This window comes from Sphingomonas desiccabilis (assembly GCF_004135605.1).
GTDB classification, from domain to species: Bacteria; Pseudomonadota; Alphaproteobacteria; order Sphingomonadales; family Sphingomonadaceae; genus Sphingomonas; species Sphingomonas desiccabilis.
In genome coordinates this window covers 14,652-29,613 of the sequence record NZ_SDPT01000002.1, presented here as the reverse complement: position 1 = coordinate 29,613, position 14,962 = coordinate 14,652, and the positions used below count along the sequence as shown (strand labels likewise).

13 protein-coding genes are annotated in these 14,962 nt (G+C 71.1%); 6 read left to right on the top strand and 7 right to left on the bottom strand.

Translation table 11 applies throughout. The annotated features are described in order from the left end of the window. Nucleotides 1-208: 208 nt before the first annotated feature. From EO081_RS08315 to EO081_RS08305, 3 genes are all read right to left on the bottom strand, one after another. Nucleotides 209-1,498: an adenylosuccinate synthase gene (locus tag EO081_RS08315; protein WP_129341518.1), complete on the bottom strand. Its 1,290-nt coding sequence runs from the start codon at nucleotides 1,496-1,498 to the stop codon at nucleotides 209-211. 100 nt (nucleotides 1,499-1,598) lie between these two features. Next, nucleotides 1,599-1,898 carry a CtrA inhibitor SciP gene (gene sciP / locus EO081_RS08310; RefSeq protein ID WP_125961312.1) on the bottom strand — a complete coding sequence of 100 codons (300 nt, stop codon included), beginning with the start codon at nucleotides 1,896-1,898 and terminating at the stop codon, nucleotides 1,599-1,601. An 86-nt stretch (nucleotides 1,899-1,984) separates the two neighbouring features. Then, nucleotides 1,985-2,230 (bottom strand): hypothetical protein, encoded by a 246-nt coding sequence (locus tag EO081_RS08305; RefSeq protein WP_183947947.1) that lies wholly within the window; start codon nucleotides 2,228-2,230, stop codon nucleotides 1,985-1,987. Nucleotides 2,231-2,354: 124 nt separating this feature from the next. Here EO081_RS08305 and mnmA point away from each other — a divergent pair, with 124 nt between their 5' ends. Continuing rightward, entirely contained in the window at nucleotides 2,355-3,464 is a 1,110-nt protein-coding gene (gene mnmA, locus EO081_RS08300; RefSeq protein ID WP_129341517.1) for a tRNA 2-thiouridine(34) synthase MnmA, read from the top strand. Between the two features lie 215 nt (nucleotides 3,465-3,679). Here the strand turns inward: mnmA and EO081_RS08295 are convergent, their stop codons facing one another. From EO081_RS08295 to pdxH, 3 genes are read right to left on the bottom strand one after another with little or no spacing between them, the layout of a single operon-like run. After that, on the bottom strand, nucleotides 3,680-4,474 hold the full coding sequence (locus EO081_RS08295; RefSeq protein WP_129341516.1) for a PhzF family phenazine biosynthesis protein: 795 nt from the start codon (nucleotides 4,472-4,474) through the stop codon (nucleotides 3,680-3,682). A gap of 2 nt (nucleotides 4,475-4,476) precedes the next feature. Further along, nucleotides 4,477-5,430 carry a cation diffusion facilitator family transporter gene (locus EO081_RS08290; RefSeq protein WP_129341515.1) on the bottom strand — a complete coding sequence of 318 codons (954 nt, stop codon included), beginning with the start codon at nucleotides 5,428-5,430 and terminating at the stop codon, nucleotides 4,477-4,479. Next, nucleotides 5,427-6,008: a pyridoxamine 5'-phosphate oxidase gene (pdxH, locus tag EO081_RS08285; protein WP_129341514.1), complete on the bottom strand. Its 582-nt coding sequence runs from the start codon at nucleotides 6,006-6,008 to the stop codon at nucleotides 5,427-5,429. The genes EO081_RS08290 and pdxH overlap by 4 nt, the downstream gene beginning before the upstream one ends. Nucleotides 6,009-6,130: 122 nt before the next feature. Between pdxH and ku the strand changes: the two genes are divergently transcribed. The 4 genes from ku to EO081_RS08265 all read left to right on the top strand — a co-directional run bounded on the left by ku (nucleotide 6,131) and on the right by EO081_RS08265 (nucleotide 13,163). Continuing rightward, on the top strand, nucleotides 6,131-7,063 hold the full coding sequence (ku, locus tag EO081_RS08280; protein ID WP_129341513.1) for a non-homologous end joining protein Ku: 933 nt from the start codon (nucleotides 6,131-6,133) through the stop codon (nucleotides 7,061-7,063). Between the two features lie 128 nt (nucleotides 7,064-7,191). Next, nucleotides 7,192-9,714 carry a DNA ligase D gene (ligD, locus tag EO081_RS08275; protein ID WP_129341512.1) on the top strand — a complete coding sequence of 841 codons (2,523 nt, stop codon included), beginning with the start codon at nucleotides 7,192-7,194 and terminating at the stop codon, nucleotides 9,712-9,714. 81 nt (nucleotides 9,715-9,795) lie between these two features. Next, nucleotides 9,796-12,282 (top strand): circularly permuted type 2 ATP-grasp protein, encoded by a 2,487-nt coding sequence (locus EO081_RS08270; protein WP_129341511.1) that lies wholly within the window; start codon nucleotides 9,796-9,798, stop codon nucleotides 12,280-12,282. After that, on the top strand, nucleotides 12,282-13,163 hold the full coding sequence (locus EO081_RS08265) for a transglutaminase family protein (RefSeq protein ID WP_129342419.1): 882 nt from the start codon (nucleotides 12,282-12,284) through the stop codon (nucleotides 13,161-13,163). Before EO081_RS08270 ends, EO081_RS08265 begins: the two co-directional genes overlap by 1 nt. 7 nt (nucleotides 13,164-13,170) lie before the next feature. On the opposite strand, the gene EO081_RS08260 is transcribed toward EO081_RS08265, so the two are convergent. Then, nucleotides 13,171-13,860: a DUF4197 domain-containing protein gene (locus EO081_RS08260; RefSeq protein WP_129341510.1), complete on the bottom strand. Its 690-nt coding sequence runs from the start codon at nucleotides 13,858-13,860 to the stop codon at nucleotides 13,171-13,173. 97 nt (nucleotides 13,861-13,957) lie between these two features. On the opposite strand from EO081_RS08260, the gene EO081_RS08255 reads away from it, so the two are divergent. Beyond that, the gene (locus tag EO081_RS08255; RefSeq protein ID WP_129341509.1) at nucleotides 13,958-14,887 is read left to right on the top strand and encodes a DnaJ C-terminal domain-containing protein; all 930 of its coding nucleotides are present in this window, start codon (nucleotides 13,958-13,960) and stop codon (nucleotides 14,885-14,887) included. Nucleotides 14,888-14,962 lie beyond the last annotated feature (75 nt).

Sequence of the window (14,962 nt, the reverse complement as noted above, 5' to 3'; positions counted from 1 at the left end):
CACCCAGTCGTCACCCGCCCTCGCCGTGCTCCTGCGAAGGCAGGAGCCCAGGGTTGGGGGGGTGAACCGCTGTTGTCCTGCTTGGCCCTGGATCCCCGCCTGCGCAGGGATACGAGAGGGAACAGGGGATCGGCTAAGCACGGGGACCTGCCCCACCACCACCTCTCCACCTGGGCCCCGGCCTTCGCCGGGGCACAAGTGCGGCGCCTCAGTCCGCGAACGGATCCCGGACCAGGATCGTGTCCTCGCGCTCCGGGCTGGTCGAGACCAGCGCCACCGGGCACTGGATCAGCTCCTCGACGCGGCGGATGTACTTGATCGCCTGCGCCGGAAGCTCCGCCCAGCTGCGCGCGCCCGCGGTCGATTCCTGCCAGCCCGGCATCGTCTCGTAGATCGGCTCGACCCGCGCCTGGTCGGCGGCGTGCGTCGGATAATAGTCGAGCGTCTCGTCGCCGAGCTTGTAGCCCGTGCAGATCGAGATTTCCTCGAACCCGTCGAGCACGTCGAGCTTGGTGAGCGCGATGCCGGTCACGCCGGACACGGCGACGGACTGGCGCACCAGCACCGCGTCGAACCAGCCGCAGCGGCGCTTGCGGCCCGTGACGGTGCCGAACTCGTGCCCGCGCTCGCCCAGTCGCTGGCCGGTCGCATCCTCCAGCTCGGTCGGGAACGGCCCCGAACCGACGCGGGTGGTGTACGCCTTGGCGATGCCGAGCACGAAGCCCACCGCGCCCGGGCCCAGGCCCGAACCGCCCGCCGCGGTGCCGGCGATGGTGTTGGACGAGGTGACGAACGGATACGTGCCGTGGTCGATGTCGAGCAGCACGCCCTGCGCGCCCTCGAACAGGATGCGGCGGCCGCGGGTGCGCGCCTCGTTCAGGTCGCGCCACACCGGCCGTGCGAACGGCAGCACGAAACCCGCGATCTCGCGCAGCTGCTCCAGCAGCGCGGCGCGGTCGATCGGCGGCTCGCCGAAGCCGGCACGCAGCGCGTCGTGGTGCGCGGAGAGGCGATCGAGCTGCGGCTCGAGCGAGTCGAGATGCGCCAGGTCGCACACGCGCAACGCGCGGCGGCCGACCTTGTCCTCGTACGCAGGACCAATGCCGCGGCGGGTGGTGCCGATCTTGCCGGCGCCGCTCGCATCCTCGCGCAGCCCGTCCAGGTCGCGGTGGAACGGCAGGATCAGCGTGCAGTTGTCGGCGATGCGCAGCGTGTCGGGGGTGACCTCGACGCCCTGCTCGCGCAGGCGGGCGACTTCGTCCCGAAGCGCCCAGGGATCGAGCACCACGCCGTTGCCGATCACCGAGGGCGTGCCGCGCACGATGCCGGAGGGGAGCAGCGACAGCTTGTAGGTCTTGCCGTCGACCACCAGCGTATGGCCGGCGTTGTGCCCGCCCTGGAAGCGCACCACCACATCGGCGCGCTCCGCCAGCCAATCGACGATCTTGCCCTTGCCCTCGTCGCCCCATTGAGCGCCGATTACCGCCACGTTCGCCACGCCAGTTCCTTTATATGCGTGAAAAGCGGGGCCGCCCTAAAGCGCGGGGGCGTCCGCGTCCACCCGTGCGTGGCATCGGACGGCCGCCGGCCGCCCGGCGTCAGTATTTCTGCTGGCGCTCGTAGAGCGAGCGATAATGCTGGATGCGGGTGACGCGCAGCCCCGGCATGCCCGACCGGTCGATCGCGCGCTGCCAGCTGGCGAATTCCTCGGGCGAAAGCCGGTAGCGGCTGCAGACCTCGTCGATGGTCAGCAGCCCGCCGTTCACCGCCGCGACCACCTCCGCCTTGCGCCGGACGACCCACCGCGTCGTGTCGGGCGGGGGCAGCGAGTCGAGCGTCAGCGGCTCGCCGAGCGGCCCGATCACCTTTGCGGGACGGATCTTCTGGTTCTCGATCATCTTCTACCTCTAGGGGCGCCGGCCTGCCCCAACACGACCGACTCCCGGTTCTGACCCCTGTTATGCCTCGCGGGTAAAGATTCCCTTCACCCCTGCCCTTCCCCCGGTGCCACGCGCGGCGAGCGCAGCGCTTCCGCAACCGCCGGATGGAACGCCCCGTGGCGCGGCGACAGCAAGCCTTCGCTTGCCCGTGCCATGGCGACCTTTGCCTGCACCCGCGCGGTCGCACTTGCCGCCTGGCGCGCGCTTGCCCCCGCGAGCAGCACGGCCAGATCGACGGGCAAGGCGGTAACCGCGATGCCGCGCTCCAATCGGGCGAAACTCAGGTCCAACGAGGCTCCTTCCAAACGGGCGCTAGCCAGCCGGTTTAGGGAAAGATGCTAAACAGCCCGTAAAAACGCCCTCCGCCCGTCCTGCTTTTTGCATCCGGTCGTCGCGCACCCTATGTGGCCGCCCATGATCGAGGGCGATTTCCAGCTTGAGTCCCCGGTGCGGGCGCGCCGCATCGTCGTCGCCATGTCCGGCGGCGTCGACAGCTCGGTGGTGGCCGCACTGGCCGCGCGCACGGGTGCGGAGACGATCGGCGTCACGCTCCAGCTCTACGACCATGGCGCCGCCGTTGGCCGGGCCGGCAGCTGCTGCGCCGGCCGCGACATCCGCGACGCCCGCGCGGTCTGCGACAGCCTCGGCATCGCCCACTATGTCTTCGATCACGAGACCAGCTTTCGTGAGAATGTGATCGACGACTTCGCCGACGAATATCTCGCCGGCCGCACGCCCATCCCGTGCGTGAAGTGCAACATGGGCCCCAAGTTCACCGACCTGCTCGCCCTCGCCCGCGATCTGGGCGCGGATTGCCTGGCGACGGGCCACTATGTCCGCCGCGTGCTCGGCGCCGAGGGTGCCGAGCTCCACCGCGCGGTCGATCCCGCGCGCGACCAGAGCTATTTCCTGTTCGCCACCACCCGCGCGCAGCTCGACTTCATCCGCTTCCCGCTCGGCGGCATGCCCAAGGCGCGGGTGCGCGAGATCGCCGCCGAGATGGGCCTGGGGGTCGCCGCCAAGCCCGACAGCCAGGACATCTGCTTCGTGCCGGACGGCGACTATGCCGGGCTGGTCCGCAAGCTGCGCCCGGGTGCCGACGCCGGCGGCGAGATCGTCGACCTGGAAGGGCGCGTCCTCGGCCGCCACGCCGGCCTTGTCGGCTTCACCGTCGGCCAGCGCCGCGGCATCGAGATCGGCGGCCAGCCCGAGCCGCTCTACGTGGTCCGGCTGGAGCCGGAGACCCGCCGCCTCGTCGTCGGTCCGCGCATCGCGCTCGCGGTCGGCGCCGCGCGGCTTGCCGACATCAACTGGCTGGGCGGCGATCCGGGCCAGCCGCTCACCGCCAAGGTCCGCTCGCTCGCCAAGCCCGTGCCGGCACGACTCGACGGCGACCGGCTGGTGTTCGAAGCTCCGGAATATGGCGTGGCACCCGGCCAGGCGGCGGTGCTCTACGCCGGCGACCGCGTGCTCGGCGGCGGCTGGATCGCGGAAACCGAGCCGGCAATGGCGCTGGCCGCCTGAGGTTGAGCAGCACCCCGGCACCACCCATTCCCGTTCTTCTCGAGTAGCCATCGAGTAGCGGCGCAGCCGCGTATCGAGAGGGCGTATCGAGAGACAGGTTGGCGCTCGGAACCGTACCTCGATACGAGCCCTCGATGCGCTGCTGGCGCAGCTACTCGGTCTCTACTCGGCACGAACGGGGAAGAAAGGGCACAATACCCTCAGCCTTCCCACCCTTACGGCAGCAGGAAGCTGCCCTCGATCACCGTGACGCAGCGCCCGCCCAGGACCGCACGGTCCCCGTCCAGCCGCACGTTCAGCCGCCCGCCGCGCGCGCTCGCCTGATAGGCGGTGAAGCGGTCGCGCCCCAGCCGCTGCGTCCAATAGTTCGCCATCACCGCATGGGCGGAACCCGTCACCGGGTCCTCGGCGATGCCGCAACCCGGTGCGAACACCCGGCTGATCACGTCGGTGTCGCGGCCCGGCGCGGTGACGATCACGATCGCCTCGCCCGCCACCATCAACCCGGGGGCATCGGGCTGGAGCTGCTCGACCGTCTCGGCACGCGCCACCACCGCCAGCGCATAGCCGTTGGCGTGCCACAGCGTCTCCTCCACCGCGCAGCCAAGCGCCGCGACGATCTCCGGCAGCGGCTTCGGCTCGGGCGCCCAGGCGGGCAGCACCATCGCATAGCCGTCGCCGTCGCGCGCCACCTCCAGCACCCCGGCACGGCGCGTGCGGAACCGCACCCGCTCCAGCGCCGGATCGGCCGACAGCAGCGTGTGGCCGCTCGCCAGCGTCGCATGGCCGCACAGCATCACCTCCTCCGTGGGGGTGAACCAGCGCAGCTCGCGATCGGCCTCGCCGCTCGCGTCGGGCACCAGAAAGGCGGTCTCCGACAGGTTGTTCTCGGCCGCGACCTGCTGGAGCACCGCGTCGTCGGGCCAAGCCTCGAGCTGGAGCACCGCCGCCGGATTGCCGGCGAAGGCCGTGTCGGCGAACGCATCGACCTGCGTGAACGGTACCCGCATGCTCATCCTCCCACCCGCTTGCCGAACCAGTGCGGCGTCACGTCCGCTTCCACCAGCGGATTGTCGGTGTCGACGTGCCCTTCAGGGTCGAGGTGGATCAGCACCTCCACCCGCGGATAGGCGCGGCGCAGGTTCTTCTCCACCGCCTCCACGATGTCGTGCGCCTCGGCGACGCTGAGCGTGCGGTCCACCTCCATGTGGAACTGCGCGAAGTCGTGGCTGCCGGAGCGGCGCGTGCGGAAGTCATGGATACCGCGCAGCCCGTCCTGGCGCGCCGCCACGTCCAGGAATGCCCGCCGCTCGGACTCCGGCCACTCCTTGTCCATCAGCTGGTCGATCGCCTGGCTCGACGCGCGGAACGCACCCCAGGCGAGCCACAGCGCGATGGCGATGCCGAACACCGGATCGGCGCCGGACCAGCCGACATATTGATCGAGAGCGATCGCCGCGATCACGGCCAGGTTGAGCAGCAGGTCCGACTGATAGTGGACGCTGTCCGCGCGCACCGCGACCGATCCGGTCTTGCGGATGATCGCGCGCTGGTAGGCGAGCAGCGCAAAGGTGGCGACGATCGCCACCACCGACACGCCGATGCCGAACTGCGGGTCGGCGGTCTCGCCGGGCTCGGCAAAGGCGCCGATCGCGCGCCACGCGATGCCGACCGCGGAGGCGGCGATCAGCGCGACCTGGAACAGCGCCGCCAGCGCCTCCGCCTTGCCGTGGCCGAAACGGTGGTCGTGATCGGCGGGCGTCGCCGCCAGCCGCACGCCGTAGAGCGTCACGAGGCTGGCGAGCAGGTCGAGCGCGGTGTCGGCCAGGCTGCCGAGCATCGCCACCGAGCCCGTGGTCCAGGCCGCCACGCCCTTGAGCGAAAGCAGCGCCAGCGCCATCGCGACCGACGCGATCGCGGCGCGCACCGCATAGGGAATGATCCGCCCGCGCTCGGCCTCGGTCATGGGAACAGCAGCCCCTCGGTCCAGCCGTCGGCGGTACGGGTGAACAGGCGGCGTTCGTGCAGGCGATAGGCGCGGTCTTGCCAGAACTCGATCGTGTCGGGCACGACGCGATAGCCCCCCCAGTGCGGCGGGCGCGGCACGTCGCCGCCCGCAAAGCGCGCCTGCACTTCGGCGAACCGCTCCTCGAAGCGCTCGCGCGCCTCCAGCGGGCGCGACTGGAGCGACGCCCAGGCGCCGAGCTGCGAGTCGCGCGGCCGCGACGCGAAATATACGTCCGACTCGGCATCGCTCGCCTGCACCACGGCGCCTTCGATCCGCACCTGCCGGCGCAGCCCCTTCCAGTGGAACAGCAGCGCCGCCTGAGGATTGGCGGCGAGGTCGCTGCCCTTCCGGCTCTCGCGATTGGTGTAGAAGACGAAGCCCAGCTCCGGGCCATGGCCCTTCAGCAGCACCTCGCGCACCGACGGGCGCCCGCCCGCGTCCGCCGTGGCCAGCGCCATGGCATTGGGGTCGTTGGGCTCGCTCGCCGCGGCTTCGTCCAGCCAGGTGTCGAACAGCGCGAAAGGGTCGGTCGTCATGCGCGGCCCTATACGCCGGTTGGCGCGGTTTCGCACCCCTGGCCCTCGCGGCGATTCCGCCGGGCGGCGGGAACGACTCTTTCTCCTGGGAATTGAATCGGTTGCGCAACAAGGAAACGGCGATGGCGGCAAGGGCCTATTGGCAGGGGCAGATACGGCTCGCGCTGGTGTCGATCCCCGTGGAGATCTACACGGCGACCAAGTCGGGCGCGGCGGTCTCCTTCCGGCAAATTCACGAGCCGACCGGCAAGCCCATCAAGTACGAAAAGAGCGTGGCTGGCGTCGGCCCGGTCGACCCCGACGAGATCGTCAAGGGCTATGAGGTCGAGAAGGGCAACTACATCCTGCTCGAACAGGATGAGATCGACGCCGTGAAGCTCGAGTCCAAGAAGACGCTGGAGCTCACCCAATTCGTCGACGCGCACGAGATCGACGTGCTCTACTACGAGAAACCCTATTTCGTGGTCCCCGCCGACGACCTCGCCGAAGAGGCGTTCATCGTGCTGCGCGAAGCGCTTCGCCGCACCAAGAAGGTGGGTCTGGGCCAGCTCGCGCTCCGCGGCCGCGAATATGTGGTGAGCCTGAAGCCGTGCGGCCGCGGCATGATTCTGGAAACGCTGCGCTACGCCGACGAGGTGCACCGCGCCCAGGGCTATTTCCGCGACATCCCCGACGAGAAGCCCGACGAGGACCTGCTCGATCTCGCCGAGACGCTGATCGCCAAAAAGACCGCCAAGTTCGATCCCCAGGAGTTCCACGACCGCTACGTCGATGCGCTCAAGGACCTGATCGAGCGCAAAAAGAAGTCCAAGGGCAAGATCGTCGACACCACCGACGACGCGGACGCCCGCCCGTCCGGCTCCAACGTCGTCGACCTGATGGCCGCGCTCAAGAAGTCGCTGGAGAAGCCCGGCGACACGAAGCCGGCGCCGAAGAAGCGTGCCGCGAGCAAGGCGGCGGCGAACGACGCCGAAGACAAGCCCGCGCGCAAGACGGCTGCGAAGAAGTCGGCCGCCAAGCCCGCCGCCAAGGCCCCGGCCCGCAAACGTGCCTGACCGCCGCCTTACGCCCTTGACCCGTATCCCGGCGCAGGCCGGGATCCAGAGCCCAGCAGGGCAGCGGCTGGTGAGTCCCAGCTGGACCCCGGCCTTCGCCGGGGTACGCGAGACGAGCGCAGCCTGACATGGCCAAGACCGACCCCCTCGCCCTCTACAACGCCAAGCGCGACTTCAGCCGCACCGCCGAGCCCGCCGGCACGCTGGAGCCCGGCCACGGCAACCGCTTCATCGTCCAGAAGCACGACGCGACCCGCCTCCACTGGGACTTCCGCCTCGAACTGGACGGCGTGCTCAAGAGCTGGGCGGTGACGCGCGGCCCCAGCCTCGATCCCGACCAGAAACGGCTGGCGGTGCGGACCGAAGACCATCCGCTCTCCTACGGCGACTTCGAAGGGACCATCCCCAAGGGCGAGTATGGCGGCGGCACGGTGATGCTGTGGGACGACGGCACCTGGGCGCCGATCGCCGGCAAGTCGGCCAAGGACCTGGAGAAGGGCCATCTCCACTTCGTCCTCGACGGCGAGCGGATGAAGGGCGAGTGGCTGCTGATCCGGCTGAAGCCGCGCGGCCGCGAGAAGAACGAGAACTGGCTGCTGCGCAAGATCGACGACGCGGAGGCCGGCGGTGCCGACACACTGGTCGAAACCGCGCTCACCAGCGTCAAGACCGGCCGCACCATGGACGAGATCGCCGCCGGCAAGAAGGGCGCGACCAAGCCCAAGGCGAAGGCGAAGCCGGCTGCCAAACCGGCCACCAAGGCCGCCGCCAAGCCCGAGCCCCGCGCCCCCGCCAAGTCTCGCGCAAAGACCGCGCAAGGCGGCAAGCGCCCCGCCTTCACCGAGCCGCAGTTGTGCACGCTGGTCGACGCCGTGCCAGCCGGCAACACCTGGCTGCACGAGGTGAAGTACGACGGCTATCGCGCCCTGGTCGCGATCGGCAAGGGCGGCCCCACCATCTACACCCGCAGCGGTCTCGACTGGACGGCCAAGTTCCCCGGCATCGCCGAAGCCGCCGCCGCCATCCCCGCCGACAGCGCGCTGATCGACGGCGAGATCGTCGCGTTCAAGGACGGCCGCCCTGACTTCTCGACGCTGCAGGAGGCGATCAGCAACGGCGGCGACATGGCCTTCTTCGCCTTCGACTTGCTTGAGGTGGATGGCGAGGACCTGCGTGCCCTGCCGCAGGTCCAGCGCAAGGACCGGCTGCGCCCGCTGATCGAGAATGTCGACGCCCGCCTCCACTATTCCGAGCATGTCGTCGGCGCCGGCGAGAAGCTGTTCGAGGCGATGTGCCGGGAGGGCTATGAGGGCGTCGTCTCCAAGCGCGCCGATGCCCCCTATCGCGGCACCCGCTCCAAGGGCTGGCTCAAGACCAAGTGCATCCGTCGGCAGGAGTTCGTGATTGTCGGCTGGTCGCCCTCGACCGCCGCCAGCCGCGGCCTGCGCTCGCTGCTGCTGGCGGTGAACGGGCCCGACGGGCTGGTCTACGCCGGCAAGGTCGGCACCGGCTTCAACGCAGACACCATCGACGACCTGCGCCGGCGCCTCCACAGGATCGCCACCAAGACCCCGCCCGTCTCCGTCCCCCGCGCGGCAGCCCGCGGCGCGCATTGGGTGAAGCCGAAGCTCGTCGCCGAAGTCGCCTTTGCCGAATTCACCGCCGAGCAGGTCATCCGCCACGCGAGCTTCGTCGCGCTGCGCGAGGACAAGCGCCCGGAGGAGGTGGTCGCCGAGACGCCCGAGGAGCTCCCTGTCGCGCCACCCCGCGGCGAGCCGGAGGTGCCCGCCTCCTCGGTCAAGATCACCAACCCGGACCGGGTGATCTTTCCAGAGGACGGGCTCACCAAGGGCGATCTCGCCACCTACATCGCCCAGGTCTCGCCGATCATGCTGCCCTGGGTCGCCAACCGCCCGATCAGCCTGGTCCGCTGCCCCCAAGGCCGCGCCAAGCAGTGCTTCTTCCAGAAGCACGATGCCGGCAGCTTCGGCGACCATGTCGACCATGTCGACATTCGCGAGAAGGACGGCTCGACCCAGCCCTATCTCTACGTCCGCGACCTCGATGGCCTCATGGCCTGCGTGCAGATGGGCACGATCGAATTCCACGGCTGGGGATCGCGCGCCGAGGATGTCGAGCGTCCCGACCGGCTGGTGTTCGACCTCGACCCCGACGAGGGGCTCGACTGGAAGGACGTCCAGCGCGCGGCCGAGGATCTGAAGCGCCACCTGGCCGACATGGGGCTCGCGAGCTTCCCGATGCTGTCGGGTGGCAAGGGCGTGCACGTCGTCGTGCCGCTCACGCCGCAGGCGGAATGGCCGGCGGTGAAGTCCTTCGCCGATCGCTTCGCCCGCGCCCTGGCCGCCGCCGAGCCCGAGCGCTTTGTCGCCACCATGTCCAAGGCGAAGCGGGTCGGCCGCATCTTCATCGACTGGCTGCGCAACCAACGCGGCGCCACCGCCGTCATGCCCTATTCGGCGCGCGCGCGTCCGGGCGCCCATGTGGCGGCCCCGGTCAGCTGGGCCGAATTCGGCGACATCGAGACGCCCAAGCGCTTCTCGATCCACGATGCCGCCGAGCTCATCGAGCGCGCCAACGGACGCGGCCTCGCCGGTTGGGGCATCGCCGACCAGCCACTGCCGGACCTTTGACGGAGCACGCCGCCACCACCTGCGGTTGCACCGCGGCACGGATTGTGGTCGACACCCTCCAGCTGCAACCGGAGTGTTGAATTGGCGAGCCCCGCCCTAGCCAGCCTGTTCGACGCTCGCACCATCGCCGGCCGCTGGGCCGCCGATTATTGCGCCCAGGCGCCTGCCGGCGACGTGCTGTGCGATTCGGCGGGCCGCGCCGCCTGGCTCGCGGCCCTGGAGGAGCTTGCCGCCGCCGCGGGCGACTCGCTCGGCCACGCCCGCGAACGCGCGCAGCGCCAGGCCGACGACATCGGCCTCGGCCACCGCATGCCCGGCGAGAGCGAGGAGCGCCGCTGGCCGCTGTCGCCGGTCCCGCTGCTGATCGACAGCACCGAGTGGCAGGCGATCGCCGCCGGCATCGCCGAGCGCGCCGAACTGGTCGAGGCGGTGACGGCCGATCTCTACGGCCCCGGACGCCTGGTGTCGGATGGCGCGATCCCGGCTGCCCTGGTCACCGGCAGCCCCTTGTTCCTGCGGCCGATGGTGGGGGTGACGCCGCCGGGCGGCCACCATCTCCATTTCTTCGCCGCCGACCTCTGCCGCGACGCCGACGGGCGCTGGCGCGTGCTCGCCGATCATCTGCGCGCGCCGGTCGGCGCCGGCTATGCGCTGGAGAACCGGCTGGCGATCGCGCGTACGCTGGGCGGCTTGCAGGGCCGGCTCAACGTCCGCCGCCACGCGCCCTTCTTTGCCGCCATGCGCGACGGCCTCGCCGCCACCTGCCGCCGCAGCGAACCGCGCATCGGCCTGCTCACGCCCGGCCGCCTCAACCCCAGCTATGCCGAGCAGGCGCATCTCGCCCGCTACCTCGGCTTCCTGCTGGTCGAGGGCGCCGACCTCGCCGTCCGCGACGACCGGCTCTACGTCCGCACCATCGCGGGGCTGAAGCGGATCGACGCGCTGTGCCGTCGGGTCGATCCCCGCCTGCTCGATCCGCTCGCCTTCGACGCCAGCTCGACGATCGGCGTGCCCGGCCTCATCGACGCGATGGCGGCCGGCAACGTCGTCGTCGCCAATGCCCCGGGTGCCGGCATGCTCGAGGCACCGGCTTTTTCCGCCTTCCTCCCCGCGCTCGCGCAGCGGCTGAACGGCGCCCCACTCCAGCTTCCCAACATCGCCACCTGGTGGTGCGGCCAGCCGGCCGAGCGCGCGCACGTGCTCGCCAACCTGGATCAGATGGTGGTGGCACCCGCGTTCGGCGCCGTGCCGCTCGGCCTTCCGGGCGGCGGCCCCGTGCTCGGTGCCGATCTCGATGCCGACGCCCGCCAGCTCCTGGCCGAGGACATGGCACGCCGGCCGCAGGATTATGTCGGCCAGGAAGCAGTCTGCCTCTCGACCATGCCCTTTGCCGAGGGGGAGCGGCTCGCCCCACGGCCGTTCACGCTGCGTGTCTTCGCCGCGCGCGATGCGGACGGCCGGTGGGCGGTGCTTCCCGGCGGCTTCGCGCGCCTGGGCGGCGAGCCGGATACCCGCGCGACCGTGATGGGCGAGGGAAGCTGGTCCGCCGACGTCTGCGTCCACGGCGCCGACCCGGTGCCCCCGGTCTCGCTCCTGCCCGTCGCCGGCGCGGTCGAGCTGCGCCGCAACCCCGGCACCCTGCCCAGCCGGGTCGCCGACAATCTCTTCTGGCTCGGCCGCTATCTCGAACGGGGCGAGGCGCTGCTGGGCGCAACCCGCGTGCTGCTCGGCCATTCGATCAGCGCGGACACGGGTGCGGCGCTCGCCGACGAGACCGTCGCGCGGCTGGTCGCGCTGATCGCCGACGCGGGCGCCGCCCCCGCGCCCGCCGGCCGCCGCCGCCGCGAGCTCGTCGAGTTCGCCCGCGTCGCGATCGACGGCGCCGAGGGCCAGTGGCACAACGTCCGGCAGATCAACCGGCTGGCGGCCGGCATCGGCGCCATCTCGCGCGATCGGCTGTCGGCGGACATGATGCGCCTGCTCGACGCGCCCCACCCCAGCCGCGGGGGGCTGCTCGACCGTGCCGGCTCGCTCCAGCGCCGCTATGCCGCCCTTGCCGGGCTCTCGGCCGAGCATATGGCGCGCACCGACGCCTGGCGCTTCCACGATCTCGGCCGCCGGCTGGAGCGGGCGCTCGCGATCACCCGCGCGCTTCGCACCTTTGCCGGCTGCGAGGCGACCTCGGACGATCTCTCCACGCTGCTCGATCTCGCCGACAGCCAGATCAGCTACCGCCAGCGCTATCTGACCAGCTTCGGTCGCCTGCCCGTGCTGGACCTGGTCGCGCTCGACCCCGGCAATCCGCGCGCCATCGCCTTTCAGGTGGGGGCGATCGCCGAGCATCTCGCCCGGCTTCCCGTGCTCTCCGACTCCGGGCTGGCGGAGCCGCAGCAGGCCGTGGCAGCCGCGGTCCAGGCGATGGTCGCCACCGCCACCGCCGCCAGCCTCGATCCCGCCACCATCGGCGCATTGGAGGCCAAGCTCATGCAACTCTCGGACGCGATCGCCGCGCGCTACTTCCTCCAGGGGGCCGAGCCGTTGCGCGGCTCCGGGCTGACGCTCGCATGATGCGCTATGCCATCCGCCATGTGACCCGCTTCGAATATGCCGATGCGGCCGGCTTCGCGCGATGCAACCTGCGGCTCAAGCCGATCCTCTGGTCCGGCCAGACGCTCGACGACTATCACCTCTCCGTGGAGCCGGGCGGCGAGATCGCCCCCGCACGCGCCCAGGCCGGGCTCGCCAACGTCATGCGGCTCGTCGTCGAAAAGCCGGAGCGGGAGCTCACCATCGAAAGCCGCGCGCGGATGACGGTCGACCGGCCGCTGCCGATGCCCGCCGCCGACGACCCGACCCTGGCCGAGATCGCCGCCTGGGCGCGCGACAGCCGCGACGTCGGCCCGGCGAGCCCCGCGAGCTACCTCTTCCCCTCGCCCCACATCCCGCTCGATCGCAACATCGGCGCCTGGTGCGCGGAGGAGCTCGATCCGGACCGCGGCGCGCTGGAGGCGGCGATCGCGCTCGCCCAGCGCATCCAGCGCGAGTTCGCCTTCGACACCACCGCCACGCTGGTCGACACGCCCCCGCACGTCGCCTTCGCCCAGCGCGGCGGCGTCTGCCAGGATTTTGCGCAGATCATGATCTCCGGCCTGCGCGCCGCCGGGCTGCCGGCCGCCTATGCCTCGGGCTATCTGCGCACCCTGCCGCCGCCGGGCGCGCCGCGGCTGGTGGGGGCGGACGCGACCCACGCCTGGGTGCTACTGTGGTGCGGCGACCGGCTCGGCTGGATCGGGGTCGATCCGACCAACGGCATCTGGATGGCGAACGACCATGTCATCGTCGCGGTCGGCCGCGACTATCCAGAGATCGCGCCGATCGACGGCGTCGTGCTCGGCTCCGGCGCCCAGACCATGTCCGTCTCGGTAGACGTCGCGCCGATCGAGGACTGAAGGCGCCTCAGCGCACCAGCGCGCTTCCCGCCAGCAGCGCGATCAGCGCCGGGTCCCGCGTGCTGCGCGGATCGGCACGGATCGCGGATTCCTCGCGCCCGATCGCGCGGAAGATCGCCTGCCCGGCCTGCTCCGCGCCCGTGCGTGCCAGCGCCATATAGTCGATGCCGGTGCGCGCACCCGCCACCGCCGTCAGGATCTCCAGCGCGTCCGATCGCAGGCCGGTCGAGAATTCGGGGAACATCGCCTCCACCAGCGCGCCGCCCACCTGCCGCTGCAGCAGGTCGGTCGCTGCGGTCGGCCCGCCTCGCAGGATCGCGATCGCGTCGGTGACGCTCATCGACCGGATCGAATCAAGCACCACCGGCGTCGCCCGCTCGGCCGCATCCACCGCCACGTCGTTCAGCGCCATCGCCACCCGGCTGCGCACCGCATTGGTCCGCAGCAGCGCGCCCAGCACGTCGTTGCCGCCGGTATCGGGCAGCGTCAGCCGGGTCAGCTGGTCGTCATAGAAGCCGCCGGGCTCCGTCAGCCGGGCAAAGGCGCGCTGGCTCGACAGCGTCAGCAGCCGCCGCACGCCCTCCTCCACGCCATAGCTTCCCAGCGTCGTGGCACAGCCCGGCAGGGCAAGCAGCGGGAGCAGCAGTGCGGACTGGACGAGCAGGCGGCGACGGGCGGGGGAAGCGCAGGCGGTCATGACCTCGTGAAACGGCCGCCCGCAGGCTTCGTTCCGCCATGGAAATGGATGCGGCCGACCCATTGCCGCCGCGCCCTGCACCGCCTAGCTAACGGGCATGGCAGACCCTTACGCAACCCTGGGCGTGGCCCGCGACGCGAGCGAAGCGGACATTAAAAAGGCGTACCGTACGCTCGCCAAGGAGCTGCACCCCGATCGGAACAAGGACAATCCCAAGGCCGCCGAGCGCTTCAGCCAGGTGACCCAGGCCTATGACCTGCTCACCGACAAGGACAAGCGCGCCCGGTTCGATCGCGGCGAGATCGACGGCGAAGGCAATCCCACCGCACCCTTCGGCTTCGGCGGCGGCGGCCCCCGCCCGGGCGGCGGCGGACGCACCCAGTTCGACTTCGGCGGCGGCGGCGATGCCGGCGGCTTCGAGGATCTGTTCGAGGGGCTGTTCGGCGGCGGCCAGCGCGGAGGCGGCGGCTTTGGCGGCGGCAGCTTCGGCCGGCGGCAGGCGCCCAAGGGCGCCAACGTCCCCTATCGCCTCGCGGTCTCCTTTGCCGATGCCGCGACGCTCAGCCCGCAGCGGATCATGCTGCGCGACGGCAAGACCATCGACCTGAAGCTTCCCGCTGGCCTCGAAAGCGGCACCCAGATGCGCCTCGCGGGCAAGGGCGATCCTGGCCCCGGCGGCCCCGGCGACGCGATCGTCACCCTCGAGGTGCAGCCGCACCGCTTCTTCACCCGCGACGGCGACGACGTGCGGCTCGACCTGCCGGTCAGCCTGGCGGAGGCGGTGCTGGGCGGCGAAGTGCGCGTGCCCACCGTCGAGGGCGCGGTGATGCTCAAGGTCCCCAAGGGCTCGACCTCGGGCAAGGTGCTGCGCCTCAAGGGCCGCGGCTTCCACAAGAAGGGCGGCGGCCGCGGCGACCAGCTGGTGACGCTGATGGTGGACCTGCCGGTCGGCGACGACGCGCTGGTCGAATTCGTGCAGGGCTGGCCCGGCCGCGATCAGGATCCCCGCTCGAAGCTCGGCCTGTGACGGATCCCCGCGTCGGCTCCGACCTTCCGATCGGCGCGGTTTCCCCCGAGAGCCCGGAGGCACGGCGGCACCGCC

Coding starts and splice junctions, on each gene's coding strand:
- EO081_RS08255 (WP_129341509.1), top strand. CDS start 13,958: ATGGCAGACCCTTACGCAACCCTGGGCGTGGCCCGCGACGCGAGCGAA.
- EO081_RS08260 (WP_129341510.1), bottom strand. CDS start 13,860: ATGACCGCCTGCGCTTCCCCCGCCCGTCGCCGCCTGCTCGTCCAGTCC.
- ku (WP_129341513.1), top strand. CDS start 6,131: ATGGCGGCAAGGGCCTATTGGCAGGGGCAGATACGGCTCGCGCTGGTG.
- EO081_RS08290 (WP_129341515.1), bottom strand. CDS start 5,430: ATGACCGAGGCCGAGCGCGGGCGGATCATTCCCTATGCGGTGCGCGCC.
- EO081_RS08295 (WP_129341516.1), bottom strand. CDS start 4,474: ATGCGGGTACCGTTCACGCAGGTCGATGCGTTCGCCGACACGGCCTTC.
- pdxH (WP_129341514.1), bottom strand. CDS start 6,008: ATGACGACCGACCCTTTCGCGCTGTTCGACACCTGGCTGGACGAAGCC.
- mnmA (WP_129341517.1), top strand. CDS start 2,355: ATGATCGAGGGCGATTTCCAGCTTGAGTCCCCGGTGCGGGCGCGCCGC.
- ligD (WP_129341512.1), top strand. CDS start 7,192: ATGGCCAAGACCGACCCCCTCGCCCTCTACAACGCCAAGCGCGACTTC.
- sciP (WP_125961312.1), bottom strand. CDS start 1,898: ATGATCGAGAACCAGAAGATCCGTCCCGCAAAGGTGATCGGGCCGCTC.
- EO081_RS08265 (WP_129342419.1), top strand. CDS start 12,282: ATGCGCTATGCCATCCGCCATGTGACCCGCTTCGAATATGCCGATGCG.